This window comes from Streptomyces sp. NPDC051576 (genome assembly GCF_040681835.1).
In the GTDB taxonomy this organism is placed as follows: domain Bacteria; phylum Actinomycetota; class Actinomycetes; order Streptomycetales; family Streptomycetaceae; genus Streptomyces.
Window position 1 is genome coordinate 356,498 of the sequence record NZ_JBFAZO010000009.1, and the last position, 18,116, is coordinate 374,613.

The window sequence follows — 18,116 nt, forward strand, 5'->3', positions numbered from 1 at the left end:
TTCCCGAGTGAGTCACCTGCGCAACGGCGTTGACCGACCCGCCTGGCGAGCTCTAGCTTGGAATACGTTTACTACCGCTGCCTCCATCCCACCTCGCTGCAAAGTGGAGTTCCATGCCCACGTCAGAGCTGCCACGTGCCGTGTTCGCCATGAACCCGGAGCACCTTCCCGAGCTCTTCCCGCCCCGGCTCATGACACGGTTGAAGGCCCTGGCCCGGATCGACCCCGCCCTGGTCGTACAGGACTTCGGCGATCCCGCGACGGCCGGGGCACTGGCCGAGGCCGAGGTGCTGATCACCGGCTGGGGCTGCCCCCGCGTCGACGAGGCCGTCCTGGCCGCCGCGCCCCGGCTGCGGGCGGTGCTGCACGCGGCGGGCAGCGTACGCAACCTGCTCGCCCCCGAGGTCTGGGACCGGGGTGTCTCGGTGTCCAGCGCCGTGCAGGCCAACGCGCTTCCGGTGGCCGAGTTCACGCTCGCCGCGATCCTGCTGGCCGGCAAGGACGCCTTCGGGCTGCGGGAGCGGTTCCGTGCCGAGCACGTGTACCCGCCGCCCGCCGACCACGCCGCGATCGGCAACCTGGGCAGACGGGTCGGCATCATCGGTGCCTCCCGGGTCGGACGCCGCCTGCTCGAACTGCTGCGGCCCTTCGACTTCACGGTGACGCTGCACGACCCCTACGTCGACGCCGCCGAGGCCGCCGCCCTGGGCGCCGCGCTCGTGCCGCTCGACGAACTGATGCGCACCAGCGACATCGTCAGCCTGCACGCGCCGGACATCCCGGAGACCTACCGGATGCTCGACCGCCGACGGCTGTCGCTGATGCCGGACGGCTCCGTGTTCATCAACACCTCCCGGGGCGCCCTCGTCGATCCCGACGCGCTCGCCGACGAACTGGTCTCCGGACGGATCGGCGCGGTCCTCGACGTGACCGAGCCGGAACCGCTGCCCGCGGACTCCCCGCTGTACGGGCTGCCCAACGTCTTCCTGACCCCGCACATCGCCGGCTCCCTCGGCAACGAGCTGGAGCGCCTGGGCCGCACCGTCGTCGACGAACTGGCGCTGCTCGGCGCGGGCGCGCCGCTCGCCTGCGCCGTGCGCCAGGCCGACCTGGTCAACAGCGCCTGATCCTCGGCCCCTGACGGCTGCCCCGCCACGGCTCGGAAGCCCGGCCCCGCCTTCCACTGGGCCGGGGAGGACTCCCGCGGGTGCTCACCGCCGGTCGAAGGCGATCAGCATGGCCGAAGTGGTCGCGACATCAACGCGCAGGGCAGTGGCGCGGGCGTCCCGGCGGAGGTCGGCGCCGGAGCCGGAGTCGAACTGCACGCGGGGGTGCGCTCCTTCGGGGATCCGGGGCGGCAGCGCGCTCTTGCCGGCTCTTTCGCGGCGCCACGTTGTGGTGTTGTCCGCCCTCGATCGAGCCGGGGGCGGACTTCCTTTGCGCTTACCGCCGGTCGAAGGCGCCCAGTACGGCCGAAGCGGTCGCGATGCCGACGCGCAGGGCACCCGTGCGGGCGTCCCGGTCGAGGTCGATACCGGTTCCGACCTCGAACAGCGTGCGGGGGTGCGTTCGTTCGGGGATCCGGGGCAGCGGTATCGACACGTTTCTGGTGGCTGCGTTGTGGCGCCACGGCGTCGGCAGGGTTGTGGTGTTGTCCGCTCGTGACTGGGCTGGGGGCGGGCTTCTGTGGGTGCTTATTGCCGGTCGAGGGCGATGAGTGCGGCCGAAGTGGTTGGGGTCCCGGCCCGTTGGGCGTCTGCGTGGGCGTCTCGGTCGAGGTCGCTGCCGGGGATCCGGGGTAGCGGTATCGACACGTTTCTGGTGGCTGCGTTGTGGCGCCACGGTGGCCGCAGGGTTGTGGTGTTGTCCGCCCGCGACCGGGCCGCGGGCGGACCCCCTTTGCGCTTACCGCCGGTCGAAGGCGACCAGTACGGCCGAAGCGGTCGCGATGCCGACGCGCAGAGCGCCCGCGCGGGCGTCCCAGTGGAGGTCCACGCCGGAGTCGGACTCGAACAGCACGCGGGGACGCGTCCCTTCGGGGATCCAGGGCAGCGGTATCGACACGTTCTCGGTCGCCCCCTCGCGGCGCCACACCGCCAGCAAGGTCGTGGCATCGTCCGGGGCGGTCAGCGCGAGGGCGATCCAGTCGTCCCGCCAGCCCGGCAGACCGAGCGGCCAACTCGGATGGGCCGTCGGCAGGAAGTGGCGGTACGTCTTGTACGTGTCCAACGCCCGGCGTACGACGGCGAGTTGGGCCTCGGTCAGCAGGTCGGGGCGGCCGCTGAGGTGGACCCGGCCGAGCATGGCCGAGACCATCACCGTGCCGAGGTCGGCGTCGGTGTGGTCGGGCAGGGGGTAGGCCCACATCGCGCCCTGCTCCGGGGTGACGGCGGTGGGCGCGGCGGCGGCGATGGCGGGCAGCAGCCGGAAGTCCTGCTGGTCGGTGACGGAATGGATCGGCAGCCGCGAGAGGATCGCGTGGTCCGTACGGCTGCCCCCGGCCGCGCAGCTTTCGAGCACCAGGCCCGGGTGCCGGTCGACGACACCGTCGAGCCAGTCGACGTAGGCACGGTTGTGGCCGAGCAGACCGTCGCCGGGGCTGTCACCGCCGTCCGGGCCGTCGGTGCCCGCACCGATGTCGATGTTGTAGTCGAGCTTGAGATAGCCCACTCCGTAGTCGCGCACGAGCCGGTCCACGACCGTGTCCAGGTGAGCGCGGGCCGCCGGGTGCCGCAGGTCGAGCTGGTGGCGGCCCCACTCCACCACCCGGACACCGTCACGGCGGAAGAACGCCTCCTCGGGCAGCTCGGCGGCGATCGGGCTGCGGACACCGACGACTTCGGGCTCCAGCCACAGTCCCGGCACCATGCCCGCGCCGCGGATCCGCCCGATCACCTCGTCCAGGCCGCCCGGGAACCGGGACGCCGCCTCCCGCCATTCGCCCACCGAGTCCCACCAGCCCGGCACCCCGCCCGGGCCGACGGTCCCGGGCGGCTCGGGGTCGAACCAGCCGGCGTCGATGCAGAAGACCTCGGCCCCGGCTGCCGCCGCCGCGTCCACCAGCGGCAGCAGCGCCTTGGTGGAGGGCTCGCCCATCAGGCTGTTCATGAAGTCGTTGAAGACCACGGGGAGTTGATCGTGGTCCGGATGCGGGCGCCGGGTCGCGCGCCGGTGCGCGGTCATCGCGGTGACGGCGGCTTCGAAGCCGCCCTCGGGGACCATGGCGAGAGCGACCGGGACCGTGCGGAAGGACTCCCCGGGAGCGAGCCGGCGGCGCCACTGGTGTTCGCGGTCGGTGGGGCCGGACAGGGCCAGGTACACGTCGTCGAAGCGGTCGCCGAGTTCCGCGTGCCAGGAGCCGTTGTGCTCGATCTGCCACAGCAGCGCGCGGCCGGTGGACGGCTGCTCCAGACAACCCATCGGCAGGTGTTCGGAGGAGGACCAGGAGCCGGTGCTGGTCACGGCGATCCGGTTCTTCGAGCCGGTCTGGCCGAAGGCGACCATGCCGACGTCGTACAAGCCGCGTTCGGCCAGAGTGGCCTCGGACCAGCGGAACTCACCGCTCCACGGGTTGGCCGCCAGCCACAGGGACAGGCCGTCCTCCCAGCGCTCGGTGTCCGGGAGATGGCACGCCAGATTGGACAGGGCGAGGGAGGAGACGTACTCCAGCCCGACCGCCTGCGGGCCGGTGTTCTCCACCTGGGCCTCGGCGTGCAGGACCGGTATGCCCGCGCGCAGGGTGAAGACGGCGGTGGCCAGCAGACCGGTGGCATCGTCGGACATGCGCACCCGCAGTCGGCGGACATCGCCGCTCCGGCTCTCCTCGTGCCCCGCGTACCGCATGCCGCGGGACATCGCCCCGTCCACATGGCGCTTGCCCGAGGTGCCCAGCCGGCCGCCGTCCGTGGTCTGGATCTCCACCACGGGCAGGGCCCGCCGGGCGAGCGCCGCGCACCGTTCCGGCTCCGCTTCGGGATCGGGCAGCGCGGACGGCTCGCCCGCGGCCAGGAGCCTCACCGGCCCGGTCGGTTCCCAGGCAAGGAGGAGCGACAGGTCGTCCAGACCCCAGCACAGGTGGGTGGCGGGCATGGCTGTGGGCATGGTGGCGGCTCCAGGGACAGGATCGATCGTAGAAATCGTTTACTGCCTGAGCACGCTAGTTTCTGTCGCGACCGGGCCGCAAGGGTTGTCGATGCAGTAACGTCGGCCTTGTGACGGATAACGGGAACGGCGCCCGCAAGAGCTCCACGGCCAGCAGGCCCAAACGGAAAGGCACCCGGTCGGACAGGCCGAGCACCATCCGCGATGTCGCGGCGATAGCGGAGGTCTCGGTAGCAACCGTTTCCCGCACCCTGGCCGGCAACTATCCGGTGTCGGCGGAAACCAGGGCCCGCGTCATGGCGGCCGTGGAGTCACTGCACTACGTGGTGAACGTCCATGCCAAGGCCCTCTCCGGAGCCGTGGCCGGTCCCGTCGCCCTGGTCATCCAGGACATCACCGGCCCCTCGCTGGCCCATGTCGCCGCCGGCGTCGAGCAGGAGGCCACCGGCCGGGGCAGGCTCAGCCTGGTGTGCTCTACGCGCGGCGACGCCGCTCGCGAGACCGACCTGGTCCAGCTCATGCGGGAGCAGCACGCCGCCGCGGTCGTCCTCGTCGGCGGCGTGGTCCCTGACGACGCCTACCACCGCCGTATGTCCGAGTACGCCGAGGCCCTCGACGCCGCCGGCTCCCGTCTGGTGCTGGTCGGACGCCCCGCGCTGCCCGCCGAAATCCCGGCGACCGTCGTCGACTACGACAACCGGGGCGGCGCGTTCCAGGCCACCTCGCACCTCATCGCCGCCGGGCACCGCCGCATCCTCTTCCTCGGCGGCGCGCCCGGCTTCAGCAGCTCCGAACAGCGCCGCGAAGGTCATCTCAACGCGCTGCGCGCCCACTCGGTCCCCTACGAGGAGGAACTGGACCTTCCAGGGCTCTACACCCGCGCCTCGGGCTACCGCCGGGTGCGGGACGCGCTGGACGCCGGCCTGGAGTTCACCGCCGTCTTCGCCGGCACCGACGCGATCGCCATCGGCGTGCTGGCCGCCCTGCGCGAGGCGGGCCTCCGGGTCCCCCGTGACGTGTCGCTCATCGGCTTCGACGACGTCCCCTTCGCCGCGGACCTGACGCCGTCCCTCACCACGGTCCGTGTCCCGTACGAGGAACTGGGCCGGACCGCCGTACGCCTGGCACTGGACCGCGAGGAGACCATCACGGGTGACAACCATGTGGTCCTGAGCACGCAGTTGGTGATGAGGGAGTCGGTGCGGCCACCGAAGTGACGTGGCAGTGAACGGGGTCGCGCACGCCCCACCGCCCGCAGAGCTGTGCCCCTGAGCCTCCCGCACACCCGAGGACCCCGGACCATGAACATCCACGCCTGGCGCCAGACCGAGCTGTCGTTCACCGCCGAACACGGCCACCCCGATCCGTACACGGGCGTCGAGCTGTGGGCCGACTTCACCCACGTGCCCACCGGAACCGTCCTGCGACGCCCCGCCTTCTGGGACGGAGGCTCCACCTGGCGCGTGCGGTTCGCCTCGCCGGTGGCCGCAGGAGTCTGGAGCTGGCGCACGGACGGCGACGTCGACGACCCCGGACTTGTCGGCCGCACCGGTGAACTCACCGTGGTGCAGGCCGATCCCGTCCACCGTTTCGAGGAGCACGGTTTCTGGCGCATGTCCCCGGGCGGTCGCAGCCTGGTGCACGCCGACGGCACCCCCGCCCTCCTGGTCGCCGACACGGCCTGGGCGCTGCCCTGGCGAGCCACGCCCGACGACGCGCGCGTCTACGCCGCCGACCGCGCCGCGAAAGGGTTCAACGCCGTCCTGCTGATGAGCGTGCAACCCGACATGCGCGTGAGGGGCCCCCGCGACCGCACCGTGGACGAAGGCTTCGCCGTCGGCTTCGAGGACCTGAAGGACGGTCACCTGACAGACCTCGACCCGGCCTACTTCCAATACCTGGATCGGCTACTGGACATCCTGGGCGACCACGGCCTGGTCCCCGTTCTGCAGCCCGTCTTCCAGGGCTTCGGCTGGAAGGGCGGATCGGTGGCGGGCAAGGTGGTGCCGCCGGTGGAATACGCGCGCTACTGCCGTTACCTGGTGGCCCGTTACGGCGCTCGTCCCGTCATCTACCTGGCGGGCGCGGACGGTTCGGGCGAGGAACCGCAGATCGCCGCCGGGGGCGCGGAGATCGAGGCATGGGACGCGTACGGCCAGCCCTGCGGCATCCACTACTACCCGCACGGCCGCAGCCGCGCCCACCAGGCCGCCGCCTGGCTCGACTTCCAGTGGTGCCAGACCGGCCACTCCGGCGAGCACCTTCCCGAGCGGGTCGCCGACATGCGACACAACGAACCGCCCAAGGGCGTCGCCAACGGGGAGCCCACATACGAGAACTCGGGGGAGACGGGGAAGGGCGCGGGCTGGTGGCAGGGCCACGAGGCCTGGTCCAATCTGTGCGCCGGCGGCACCATGGGCGTCGTCTACGGTGCCGGGAGCCTCTGGCAGTGGCGGCTGCACGCGGAGGAACCGGGCCACGAGCCGTACTTCCTGGCCCCGGGCTGCGGCTGGAGAGAGGCGCTGGACTTCGAGGGCTCCCACTACACAGGCCTGCTCGGCCGCATCCTGGACGGCCTGCCGACCACCGACATGCACCCCGACTGGGACCGCGCGATGGCCTCCAGAGCCCTGAGCACCCCCGACGGCACCCTCTACATCGCCTACGTCGAACACGGAGGCCCCCTGCGACTGAACCCCGGAACCGCCGGGACGTTCCCCCGGTGCTACCGGGTCATCGATCCCCGAACCGGAGAAACGGTGTCCCAGGGCATGCGCCGAGCCGACGAACTGACCGTCCCGGAGGAGGGCGGCCCGCCACGGGTCTTTGTCTGTTACGACGGCTGAGGGGCGGGAGCCCGTACAGCTCACATTCCGATCGCGTGCCTATGCGGAAGGCACCCCTCGGTCAACGCCCCACGGACGGAGCTTCTCAGGGTTCCGCACCGCCCAGATACGCCTGATCCGCTCGCCCGCGATCTCGAAGGCGAACACGGTCGCGATCGTGCCGTTCTGCTGTGCCACCAGGCCCGGCAGGCCGTTGACCGTGCATTCCAGGAACGTCGTGCGGTCGCCCGCCACGCGGGCGATCTCGGCGTAGGCATGGGCGATCTGCTCGCCGCCCACGATCGGGTGCAGGTGGGTGACGGCCAGGCCGCCGCCGTCGGCGGTCGCCGTGGCGGCGGGGTCGAGCAGGCCGATCAGGGCGTCGATGTCCTTGGCCTCCCACGCCGTCCTGAACTGACGGACGATGGCGGCCTGTTCGGTACTGGGGCCCGCCGGAGTCCGCGCGGTGCGGATGCGTCGGCGGGCGGACGAGGCCAGTTGGCGGCAGGCCGCCGGAGTACGGCCGACGATCTCGGAGACCTCGCCGAAGGGATAGCGGAAGACGTCGTGCAGGACGAACGCGACGCGCTCGGCCGGGGTCATCGCATCGAGGACGACGAGGAAGGCCATCGTCACGGACTCGTCGAGGGTGATCCGGTCGGCCGGGTCGTTCCCGCCGGCGCCGGAGTGCCCGGTGATCCACTCCGTGGGCTCAGGCAACGGTTCCGGGATCCAGTCGCCCACATAGGTCTCCCGCCTGGCCCGTGCCGAGCCGAGCAGGTTCAGACAGATGCGGCCGGCGACCGTCACCAGCCAGGCACCGGGCGACTCGATGGCCCGCTGTTCCCGTGCCGACATGGCGTACCAGCGGGCATAGGTCTCCTGCACGACGTCCTCGGCGTCGGCGAGGGACCCCGTGAGCCGATAGCCGAGGTTGATCAGATGGCGCCGCTCGCTCATGATCGCGCTGAGGCCCGGATCGCTCCGATCGTCGCCGGTATCGGCACTGCTGCTCATGGTCGGCCCTCTCTCCTGCTCGCTTCCGTGCCTCTACCCGTTACGACAGGACAGACCTCCGGAATGTGAGGCCGACGCCCCGCCTCACATTCCGAACGGCCGCGTTGTCGTAACGGATGAGGACGACAACACGACGGAGGAGCGACTCCCATGAACGACTTCCAAAACGACTTCCAACTCATCGCGGACCGGGTCGAGATCGAGGCGCTGCGCGGCGAGTTCACCGACGCGGCCATGATGCGCGACCGGCCCCGCATGGCATCGCTGTTCACCTCGGACGGCGTCCTGCGCATGCCCAACATCCCCGTCGAGCTGGTCGGCCGTGAGGAGATCCGTGCCGGGGGAGAACGGCTGCAGAGCCAGTGGGACTTCTTCGTGCAGAACACGCACCCCGGCTCGATCCTGCTCGACGGCCACACCGCGACCGGCCGCGCCTACATCCAGGAACTCGCCCGCACCCTCGACGGACGCCAGGGGCTTAACTACGCCGTCTACCACGACCGTTACCAACGCACCACGGAGGGCTGGAAGTTCGCCGAGCGGGTGTACGAGGTCAGGTACCTCGACACCTCCCCGCTGGCGGGCACTGCGCCCCGCTCGGCGGGGAGTTCCGGGGCCGACCAAGCAGACACCACGGCCGCTTCCTTCGCAGAGCCGGCTTCGGCCGAACGGCTGGAGCGGGCAGCCGGCGCGCTGCGCGCGGGCGGCTTCGCCGCCGAGATCCTCGACGACGCGTCGGCCGCGCGCATCCGCGTCAAGGAGCTGATCCCCGAGGGCGTCAGCGTGTTCACCGGAGCCAGCGAGACCCTCCGGCTGTCCGGCATCGACGAGGACATCAACACCGGCGGTCGGTACGACGCCATCAGGCCCCGCGTGCTGGGCATCGACCGTGCCACCGGCGCGGACGAGATCCGCAAGCTGGTCGCCGGCCCCGACTTCGTCGTCAACAGCGTCGCCGCGGTCACCGAGACCGGCTCACTCGTCCTCGCCTCGGGCAGCGGCAGCCAACTCCCCGCCAACGCGGGCGGAGCGGGCCACGCCGTCTGGATCGTCGGCGCACAGAAGGTGGTGCCCGACCTGAGCACAGCGCTCCGCCGGGTCGAGGAGCACGCGCTCCCGCTGGAGAACACCCGCGCCCAGGCGGTGTACGGGTCGCCCAGCGCGATCAACCGGTTGCTCATCCTCAACGCGGAACCCCACCCGGGTCGCGGCACCGTCCTGCTGCTCCGGGAGAGCATCGGATTCTGACCCGGCACCGGGCCCGGGCCCGGCGGCACTCCCACGGCGGCGAGCGACGAGGACTGGCGTCCGACACGTCGACGTCGACGGACGCCCCACCGGTATCTTCCGGCACCCGCCGGGCGCGGATTCGTGGATTGCCACGTCACAGAGGGTCTGCGCCTCCGTTTCGGGGGCAGACGGCGGTGCATCGGGTGCGAACGTCACCCGGCCGAAGTCCGCCGCGAGGCGCCGACCCGTGGGAGCCCCGATGCCGACCGCCGTGCCGGGAAGAGCCGTAGGAGCGACCGGGGACGAAGCCGAGGAGGTCCGACCGGTCCGCCGCTCGTTCGCGCTGCCTCGCGGTACCGGCACCACCGCGGCGCGCATCGGCGCACTGGCCGTCGGCCAGGCCGCCCTGATCGTGGGCTTCGGGCTCCTGATCACGGGACCTGCCCGGAAGGTGTGGCCGCTGACGGTCGAGGACCACGTCAACGAGGGGCTGGAGCGGATCCGTACGGGCCCGCTCACCACCCTGTCGTACCTCGGTTCGGAGGCGGGAAACACGCTCACGGTGATCGCGGTCACCCTGCTGAGCTGCGTGGCGCTGGTTCTCGTCCCCAGGCTGCCGATGTGGCGTCAGGCGGTCTTCCTCGCCGTCGCCGTCTCGCTCCAGGCCTTGGTGTTCCTGGTCGTCACCGAGTCGGTGGACCGCACCCGGCCGGACGTGCACCGCCTCGACTCCTCGCCGCCCACGTCCAGTTACACCTCCGGCCACACCGGCGCGGCCACCGCGCTCTACGCGGGACTCGCGGTCCTCGTGCTGTCCCGGGTGCGCAGGCCGTGGCGGTGGCCGCTGGCCGGGCTGCTGTTCCTGATGCCGCTGGTCGTCGGCGTCTCCCGGCTCTACCGGGGCATGCATCACCCCACCGACGTGATCGGCGGAATCGCCAACGGCGCCCTGTCCCTGCTGATCGTCGGCCGTGCCCTGTTCACCGACGGGTCCGTGACCGCCCCAACGGGGCGCAGGGGTACGGCCGTCGACGTCGAGGAACGTGAACCGGGCAGCACCGCCCTGATCTTCAACCCCACGGTCACCGGCGAGGCGGACCGCGAGAAGCTGCGCCGCGTCCTGGAACAACACGGCCACCGCGCACCGGAGTTCATCGAGACCACCGCCGACGATCCCGGTACCGGCCAGGCGGCCGGCGCGGTCCGCGACGGAGCGACGCTGGTCGTGGTCTGCGGCGGCGACGGAACCATCAGGGCGGCCGCCGACGCCCTGGCCGGCACGGACGTACCCCTCGTCGTGGTGCCCTGCGGCACCGGCAACCTGCTGGCCCGCAACCTCGGCCTGCCGCTCACCCCCACCGACGCGCTCGACGCCGCGCTGTCCGGCACCCCGCACCGCATCGACCTCGGCCGCATCGAGGGCGACGGGCTCACACCCACCCACTTCACCGCGATGTCCGGAGCCGGGCTCGACGCCGCGATGCTGGAACACACCGACGACCGCGCCAAGTCCGCCGTGGGCTGGCTCGCCTACGTACTCGCCACCTTCGGCACCCTGCGCACGCCCCGCATACGGCTGACGGTCCGTCTCGACGACGGTCCTGTCCTGCACCGTACGGCCCGCATGGTGCTCCTCGCCAACGTCGGCACCGTACAAGGCGGTCTCACGCTCCTCCCGGCGGCCCGGCCCGACGACGGACTGCTCGACCTGCTGATCCTCGACCCGCGCGGCCCCGGCGGATGGATGCGCGCCCTGGGCGTCCTGATGCGCGGCCGCGGGCGCGACACGCGTCCCACGACCCTGGACACACTCGCCCCCGAAAGTGCCGGGAAGAAGGGCGTACCGGTGGAGTTCCTCACCTTCCGGCGGGCCGAACTCACCTTCGCCGTACCGCAGTCGCGCGAACTCGACGGCGACCCGGTGTCCCATGGCCGCCGCCTCACCGCGGAGGTCAGGCCCGGCGCGCTGACCGTCATGCTGCCCACCCGGGAGAAGTGAATGGGCACCGCCACCAAGGTCCCCGAGACCCGCGACATGACCGGCGACGACCTCTCGGCCGACGAGGCCCTGACCTCACTGCGCCGCTACGGCCGCTGGCCGCTGCTGCGCGACTCCTTCGTCCGCTTCCGCTACGCCGACGGCTTCAGCCACTCCCGCGCGCTCGCCCTCCAGACCGTGCTGGCGGTGATCCCGCTGGCCATCGCCTTCGTCGGGCTCTCCACCGCGCTGCACACGGAGGACATCGGCAGACTCGCCGAACTGACCATCCACCGGATCGCGGAGGGACCCAGCGCCGACGTCGTCGACGACGCACTGGACCGCAGCCGCCACAGCGCGGGGGACGGCGACCAGCTCGCCCTCTGGTTCGGGCTGCTCTTCTCACTCGTCAACGTCACCACCGCGATGTGCCAGATCGAACGCGGCGCCAACCGGATCTACGGAAACGAACGCGACCGCCCCTTCCGCCAGAAGTACCTGCGCGGGCTCGTGATGTCACTGAGCGCCGGGATCCCGCTCGGCCTCGGGTTCATCGTGATGGTGGCCGGCGGCGACCTGGCCGCCGCGGCGGTGACGGTGTATCACCTCGACGGCGGCGCCAGGATCCTCTGCGAGATCCTGCGCTGGCCCTTCGGCCTGCTGCTCGCCCTCCTCTCGGCCAGCGCGATCTTCCGCCGCTCGCCCCGGCGCCGGCAGCCCGGCTACACCTGGCTGGCCTTCGGCGCCGCCGTGTACCTCGTCCTGTGGACGGCCCTGACCTGGCTGCTGAGCCTGTACCTGGGCGTCAGCGGCTCCTTCGACACGGTCTACGGCCCGCTCAGCGCCTTCATGTCGCTGCTGCTGTGGGCCTACCTGACCTCCATCGCCCTCTTCCTGGGCCTGTCCTTCGCCGCACAGCTGGAGGCAGTGCGGGCACGGCGACCGGGTCCGATCTCAGACGACCCGGGAGTGTGAACCATGGTCCGTGCCACGGCCCGACGCGTCCGCGACCTCCGTCGCCGCCAGGCGGCCGACCGGAGATTCGGCATCCACCTGCTCGCCTCGGTCACGGTCGCCGCCTGCGCCGCCATCCCCTTCGGCCTGCTGCTCGTCCTGGTCGAGGGCCACTGGCAGCCGCTGCGCCGTCTCGACGCGGGCGCGGCACGGGAGTTGAACGAGACCGCCCTCGAACACCCCGCGTGGACGGACACGTTGCGCTTCCTGTCCGACTACGTCTGGGATCCGCTCACCCTGCGGACGATCGTCGCGCTGCTGACCGTGTGGCTGCTGTTCCGCCGGGCCTGGCGACTGGCCGCCTGGTCCGCCGTGACGGCCACGGCCGGTGGACTCATCGGGCTGCTGGTCAAGACGGTGGTCGAGCGGGCCAGACCCTCCCTGGAGGACCCGGTCGCACACGCACCGGGGTTCTCCTTCCCCTCGGGACACGCGATGACCGCGACCACCTCGTTCGCGATCCTGTTGCTGGTCCTGCTGCCGATGGTGCCTCGCGCCCTGCGGACGCCGTGCTGGTGCGTCGCGGTCGTGTCCGTGCTCGGCGTCGGCTTCACCCGTATCGCGCTCGGCGTCCACTGGTTCAGCGACGTCGTGGGCGGCTGGCTCCTGGGCCTCGCCGTCGTCGCTCTCACCACCTGGGCCTTCGAGGCCTGGCGCACGGACGCGGGTCGTGGACCCACCGGGTTGACGGAGGGCCTGGAGCCCGAACTCACCGAGGCCCACCCCGAACCCGGCCCCTCCGGCCGGAAACGGGAGGACGGATCCGTACGAGAGGGATGACCCTCCGCGCCACAGCCGCCCGGCCTATCTACACGGCGCCGACGATCCTGGGGGAGACATGGCGCCCGTGCAGTGGGCGGAACTCGCTCGCGGGCCCGCCGATGATCCCCGCCCGGCGCATGAACATCACCACGGCCGATGTCCGCTCCTTGCTCGTGTCGGGTACGAGCGTCGTGTACGCCCAGCCCGCACACCGTCTCGCCGGTCGTGGTGGCCCAGGCGCACGGCATCGGCGTCAACTCCGGGTGCTGGCAACGGGGATGACGATCAGTCGGCAGCGGCAGCGTGGTTCAGGCGTCTTGCGGGTGGTCCCGCATCTCCTTGTCGACGGTGTGGCCGCGTCGGGTGGTGAGATCGAGGGAGGTGAGGACCGAGGAGTGGACGACGGAGGGGAGCGTGTGGCGAAGGAGGGCGGCGACGGTCCGGGGGAGGTTCTCGTAGGCGGTGGTGGCCTGGGACATCGCCTGGACGCCGGCGAGGGCACCGACGAGGACCTCGGCGGTCTCGCCGGGGTCGACGTGCGGGAGGAGTTCGCCCTGCTTCTGGGCCTTGCCGAGAAGGCCGGTGACGACGGCGGTCCAGCACTGGAAGGGACCGACCCGGTCGATGGCGTCGGCGCCCTGGTCCAGGGCGAGGCGGGCACCGGCGCGCACCATGGGGTCGGTCTGGAGGCGGTAGGCGTGGAGCATGGCGATGTCGACGAGTTCCTGGGTCTTGCAGGGGCGGACGGGGACAGCCAGCCCTCGGTCCTGTATGGCGAGGACGCCTTGAGCGAGCTGTTCCTTCGAACTGAAGTGGAAGTAGAGGGCGCCTTTGGTGACGTTGGCGGCGGTGAGGATCTCACTGATGGTGGCGGCCTGATAGCCGCGCTCCTCGAAGACGCCGGCCGCTGCGACGAGGATGGTGTGTCGGGTGCGGATCGCCCGGTCCTGCTTGGGTTCTGGCATGTCCCGACCTCTTTCCTCGCGCGTGGGCTGACCGCCCGTTAAAAAACCGTCCAGTTCGTATAGTCTACGGCGCTATGTCTGCGTCGAGACCCGGACATCGAGGGCGCTGACTGTGCGCCGGGCAGGTGTACCCCACAGGTGCGGCGAGGAACCCAGGCTCCGACAAACCACCCGCGCTGTTTGTTAGCGAAAAGTTTCGGTGTGCGAGAAGTCGATGAACTCACCCGGAATCGATATAAAAGCGAAGAGAAGGTTGATAGGTGGAGGAATAGATGGGCGAGGGAGGACCCGGTGATCCTGGTGACGGGCGCCACCGGGACGGTGGGACGGGAAGTGGTCCGCGGCCTCCCCGAAGGCCTGCGCGTACGAGCCATGAGCGGGAACCCGGCCAAGGCCGCGGGGATGTTGCCAGGGGCGCAGCCGGTGGCCGGGGACTTCGCGGACCCGCAATCACTGGCCCGGGCACTGGAGGGAGTGCACGCGGCATTCCTCGTGACCACCCGCGCAGATGTCGATGACGACGCCCGTTTCCTGTCGGCGGCTCACAAGGCCGGAGTGCGACGGGTGGTGAAACTCTCCGCGGCGGCCGTCCTCGACCCTCGCGCGGACGACCTCATCACAAGGTGGCAGCGCGCCGGCGAGGACCAGCTGCGCGCCTGCGGCATGCGATGGACCCTGCTGCGCCCGCGCGCCTTCATGTCCAACTCCCTTTCCTGGGCCGCCTCCGTCCGTTCCGAGCGCACCGTCCGCGCGTTGTACGGGACGTCGCCCAACGCCTGTGTGGACCCCCGCGACATCGCCGAGGTCGCCGTACGAGCCCTGACCGAGGAGGGCCACGCCGGACACGCCTACACCCTGACCGGACCGCAGGCCCTCACCGCCGTCGACCAGACCCACGAGCTCGCCCGATTGCTCGGCATCCCCTTGCGCTTCGAAGGACTGACCCCGGACGAGACCCGGGCCGCGCTGAACGGCCGATATCCGCCCCCGGTCGTCGAGGCGCTGCTGGCGAGCGCGGAACGCCAGAGAGCCGGGGCCAAGGCTCACGTCGAGGACACCGTACGCACGCTGACGGGTCGCCCGGCCCGGACCTTCAGCCAGTGGGCTCAGGACCACATCGGAGCCTTCACACCGGCTCCGGACCAACACCCTTGTCCGGAGGCGCCCTGGCGACCGTCGGCGTCGCGGCCCTCATGTTCCTCGTCGGCCTCGCGTGGGACACCGCGATGATCCGCCGACGAGGTCCTGGCCTGATCGTTGTCGGCGGGCGTGGTCGCCGTCACCGGTTCGCTCGGCCCCGACCAGTGGCGCATCCTGCTCGCCGTCCCGTACCTGCTGGACATGCTCCTCGTCGTACGGCCTCTGCTACGGCGTCTCGCGACCCTCGTCTGAGGGGACCGGGGACGACCGGGCCCGGCCCCCCAGAGGGAGGGCCGGGCCCGGTCTGTTACGGGGTCTGGCTCAGGCCTCGACGACGCCGGAAGCGGCGATCTCGATCTTGGCCTTCGTGGCGCCCGACTGCGAGCCAAGGGACTCGATCTTGTCGATGATCTCCTGGCCCTCGACGGCCTCGCCGAAGACGACGTGCTTGCCGTCGAGCCACGAGGTGACGACGGTCGTGATGAAGAACTGCGAGCCATTGGTGTTGCGGCCGGCGTTCGCCATCGACAGCAGGTAGGGGCGGTCGTGCTTCAGGTCGAAATTCTCGTCCGCGAACTTCTCACCGTAGATGCTCTTGCCACCGGTGCCGTTGTGGTTCGTGAAGTCGCCGCCCTGCAGCATGAACTGCGGGATGACGCGGTGGAAACCGGAACCCGCGTAGCCGAAGCCGTTCTGCCCCGTGGCCAGCTCGCGGAAGTTCCGGGCGGTCTTGGGGACGACCTCGTCGAAGAGGTTGAAGACGATGCGGCCTGCGGGGGCGCCGTCGATGGTGATGTCGAAGTAGACGTTACTCATAATCAATTCTGTCGCTTTCAGTGTGTTGCACACCGCCCGACGAGGCCGTGTGCCGAACGCCGGCCCGATACCCCCAAGGGCCCGGACCGGATTCCGGACTACGAAACTCTATCCGCCGACCGGCGCTCTCACCGTCCGGGGCGAACCGGTGCCGGCCGTCAGGACGGGGACGGGCCGTGCATCACGAGGGCGAGGCTTTGCTCGGCGTCGTTGTTCAGAGCGTTGTGGAAGGCCTTCTCGTAGGCGTCGTCCCCGATCGACTTGCGGGCCTGCAGTTCCCACTGGTCGCGGACCTCGGAGAGTTCGGGTGTGCCGTGATTGGGGTGGCCGAGCATGCGCCAGAAGGTGTTCCCGGTGCCGGAGGTGCGGGCGGCCGCGATGCCGTTGCCCTGGATCGCGTTGGCTCCGGTGAGGAGGTCGAGGGCGAGGGCGATTCCGAGGTTGTCGTTGAGGTTGTGCTTGCTGGTGAGCATGGCCCGGGCATGGCGCTCGGCGTCGCGCGCGCGGCCCTGGACGAGGTCTATGAAGGCGAGCTGGTGGAACGCGTAGGACCGTGCCCAGTGCTCGCCGTAGCGGACGCTGAGACGGTGCAGGGCGGTGGCCGCTTCGTAGGCCTCGGCCAGTCGGCCCAGTGCGGAGTGGGCGAAGATCCGGATCACCATGCAGCACAGTTGCGGGGCGCCCGCCGGGGGTGAGGTGCCGTAGGTGATCAGGGCGTGGTCGCACACGTCGTACGCGGCCTGGGGCCGGCCGGCCATGAGATGGGTGAGGCCGAGGGTGTGGGCGGCGAAGAGCGCCGAGGACGCGGTCCCGTCCTGGTGCGCCGCGGCGGCGCATTCCTCCCCGATGCGCAGGGCGGTCCGGTGGTCGCCCTGGAGGGTGAGCGTGATGCCCAGGGCCCACAGCGCACGGGTGCGGGAGGGACCCGGTGCGGTGCCGAGGGCCAGGACACGTTCGAGGTAGTCGCGGGACTCGTGGAGGTGCCCGCAGCAGGGCCAGAACAGGCCGGTGCGGCCGGCCGTCTCCACGGCGATGTCGGGCTCCGTCTCGATGAGGTGGTCGAGGGCCGCGCGTACGTCGCTGTGGCTCGCCGAGATCCGCGCGTACCAGGCGACCTGCCGATGACTGAGCCAGCCGGCTTCGGACTCGGCCAGTACGTCGGCGAAGTGGGCGGCATGGAACTGGGCGAGGGTGTCCTTCTCACCGAGTTCCGCGAGCCACATGGCGCCGTACTCGCACAGGGTGTCGAGCATCCGGTAGCGGGTGCCCACCCGCTGGAGGACGGACTGGTCGACGAGCCGTTCGAGAAGCCGGGGAACGGCGTCGTCGTCGAGCGGACCGCCCGCGCAGACGGACTGTGCGTCGGCGGCGTCGAAGGGGCCGCGGAAGACGGAGAGCCTGGCCCACAGCAGGCGTTCGAGCGGGGAGCACAGTTCGTGGCTCCAGCCGATCGCCGTGCGCAGGGCCCGGTGGCGCCTGGGCCGCACCGTTTCGTCGACGAGGGTGTCGAGCCGTGAGACGAGGCGCTCGGCGATCTCCGTGAGGCTGCTCTCCCGCAGGCGGGCGCAGGCGAGTTCGACGGCGAGCGGGATGCCCTCCAGGCGGCGGCAGATGGCGAGGACGGTTTCGGCGGAGCCGGGGGAGTCGAGCGACAACCCGGGGGCGGCCGTGGCACAGCGATCGTGGAACAGGCGCACCGCGTCGCCGCCGTCGTCGTCCAGGGAGAGCGGAGTCACCTCGATCCGGTGTTCACCCCGCACGCCGATGGGCTGTCTACTGGTGGCCAGAACGGTCAACTGCGGTGCTGAGGCGAGGAGTTCACTCAGCAGAAGGAGGCAGGAGGGCAGCACTCGTTCGCAGCAGTCGAAGACGAGCAGTACCTGCCGGCCGGTCAGCCACTCGCACAACGCCTCGACCGGGGCGCGCGGATTGTGGTCCAGGAGATCGACCGCGTCGCAGACCGTGGCGGTGAGCAGCCGATCGTCGTAGAGGTGGGAGAGATCGACCCACCAGACCCCGTCGGCGTACTGGCCCCGGACCTGCTCGGCGGCGTGGAGTGCGAGGCGGCTCTTGCCCACACCCCCGCCGCCGGTGAGAGTGACCGACCGATGCCGGGCCAATGCTGCTTCGACTGCGTCGACTTCGCTTTCGCGGCCGACGAAGCTGGTCGTCACGACAGGGAGATTGCCTACCACGGCCCTATCCTGCACGGCCCGCGAGCGGGGCCGGACCCACTCGCGGGAAACGGTCACAAGTGATCGGGCTCGA

At 70.9% G+C, this 18,116-nt stretch carries 15 protein-coding genes; 9 read left to right on the forward strand and 6 right to left on the reverse strand.

Features of this window, described 5'->3' with window-relative positions; translation table 11 throughout:
- Positions 1-113: 113 nt before the first annotated feature.
- Positions 114-1,127, forward strand: coding sequence for a hydroxyacid dehydrogenase (locus AB0M63_RS29255; RefSeq protein ID WP_355920514.1), 1,014 nt, complete (start codon positions 114-116; stop codon positions 1,125-1,127).
- A gap of 316 nt (positions 1,128-1,443) precedes the next feature.
- On the opposite strand, the gene AB0M63_RS29260 is transcribed toward AB0M63_RS29255, so the two are convergent.
- Both AB0M63_RS29260 and AB0M63_RS29265 read right to left on the reverse strand, forming a co-directional pair.
- On the reverse strand, positions 1,444-1,602 hold the full coding sequence (locus AB0M63_RS29260) for a hypothetical protein (protein WP_355920516.1): 159 nt from the start codon (positions 1,600-1,602) through the stop codon (positions 1,444-1,446).
- A gap of 303 nt (positions 1,603-1,905) precedes the next feature.
- The gene (locus AB0M63_RS29265; RefSeq protein WP_366021535.1) at positions 1,906-4,101 is read right to left on the reverse strand and encodes a glycoside hydrolase family 36 protein; all 2,196 of its coding nucleotides are present in this window, start codon (positions 4,099-4,101) and stop codon (positions 1,906-1,908) included.
- Positions 4,102-4,211: 110 nt separating this feature from the next.
- On the opposite strand from AB0M63_RS29265, the gene AB0M63_RS29270 reads away from it, so the two are divergent.
- Positions 4,212-5,318: a LacI family DNA-binding transcriptional regulator gene (locus tag AB0M63_RS29270; protein ID WP_366021536.1), complete on the forward strand. Its 1,107-nt coding sequence runs from the start codon at positions 4,212-4,214 to the stop codon at positions 5,316-5,318.
- Positions 5,319-5,402: 84 nt separating this feature from the next.
- Entirely contained in the window at positions 5,403-6,947 is a 1,545-nt protein-coding gene (locus AB0M63_RS29275; protein ID WP_366021537.1) for a DUF4038 domain-containing protein, read from the forward strand.
- Positions 6,948-6,986: 39 nt separating this feature from the next.
- On the opposite strand, the gene sigJ is transcribed toward AB0M63_RS29275, so the two are convergent.
- Complete coding sequence (sigJ, locus tag AB0M63_RS29280; protein WP_366021538.1) at positions 6,987-7,943, reverse strand: RNA polymerase sigma factor SigJ; 957 nt, start codon at positions 7,941-7,943, stop codon at positions 6,987-6,989.
- A 150-nt stretch (positions 7,944-8,093) separates the two neighbouring features.
- Here sigJ and AB0M63_RS29285 point away from each other — a divergent pair, with 150 nt between their 5' ends.
- From AB0M63_RS29285 to AB0M63_RS29300, 4 genes are all read left to right on the forward strand, one after another.
- A complete protein-coding gene (locus AB0M63_RS29285) occupies positions 8,094-9,191 on the forward strand; it encodes a nuclear transport factor 2 family protein (RefSeq protein WP_355920531.1) in 1,098 nt (365 codons plus the stop codon).
- A 241-nt stretch (positions 9,192-9,432) separates the two neighbouring features.
- Positions 9,433-11,172: a diacylglycerol kinase family protein gene (locus AB0M63_RS29290; RefSeq protein ID WP_366021539.1), complete on the forward strand. Its 1,740-nt coding sequence runs from the start codon at positions 9,433-9,435 to the stop codon at positions 11,170-11,172.
- A complete protein-coding gene (locus AB0M63_RS29295) occupies positions 11,173-12,126 on the forward strand; it encodes a YihY/virulence factor BrkB family protein (protein ID WP_366021540.1) in 954 nt (317 codons plus the stop codon).
- 3 nt (positions 12,127-12,129) lie between these two features.
- The gene (locus tag AB0M63_RS29300) at positions 12,130-12,945 is read left to right on the forward strand and encodes a phosphatase PAP2 family protein (protein ID WP_366021541.1); all 816 of its coding nucleotides are present in this window, start codon (positions 12,130-12,132) and stop codon (positions 12,943-12,945) included.
- A 290-nt stretch (positions 12,946-13,235) separates the two neighbouring features.
- Here the strand turns inward: AB0M63_RS29300 and AB0M63_RS29305 are convergent, their stop codons facing one another.
- Entirely contained in the window at positions 13,236-13,892 is a 657-nt protein-coding gene (locus AB0M63_RS29305) for a ScbR family autoregulator-binding transcription factor (RefSeq protein ID WP_366021542.1), read from the reverse strand.
- Between the two features lie 291 nt (positions 13,893-14,183).
- Here AB0M63_RS29305 and AB0M63_RS29310 point away from each other — a divergent pair, with 291 nt between their 5' ends.
- Together AB0M63_RS29310 and AB0M63_RS29315 are read left to right on the forward strand one after the other, a co-directional pair.
- Entirely contained in the window at positions 14,184-15,122 is a 939-nt protein-coding gene (locus tag AB0M63_RS29310; RefSeq protein ID WP_366021543.1) for an NAD(P)H-binding protein, read from the forward strand.
- A 39-nt stretch (positions 15,123-15,161) separates the two neighbouring features.
- A complete protein-coding gene (locus AB0M63_RS29315) occupies positions 15,162-15,284 on the forward strand; it encodes a hypothetical protein (RefSeq protein WP_355920549.1) in 123 nt (40 codons plus the stop codon).
- A 69-nt stretch (positions 15,285-15,353) separates the two neighbouring features.
- Here AB0M63_RS29315 and AB0M63_RS29320 read toward each other — a convergent pair whose 3' ends face one another.
- On the reverse strand, positions 15,354-15,848 hold the full coding sequence (locus tag AB0M63_RS29320; protein ID WP_355920552.1) for a peptidylprolyl isomerase: 495 nt from the start codon (positions 15,846-15,848) through the stop codon (positions 15,354-15,356).
- A 158-nt stretch (positions 15,849-16,006) separates the two neighbouring features.
- On the reverse strand, positions 16,007-18,022 hold the full coding sequence (locus AB0M63_RS29325; RefSeq protein WP_366021544.1) for an NB-ARC domain-containing protein: 2,016 nt from the start codon (positions 18,020-18,022) through the stop codon (positions 16,007-16,009).
- Between the last annotated feature and the right edge of the window lie 94 nt (positions 18,023-18,116).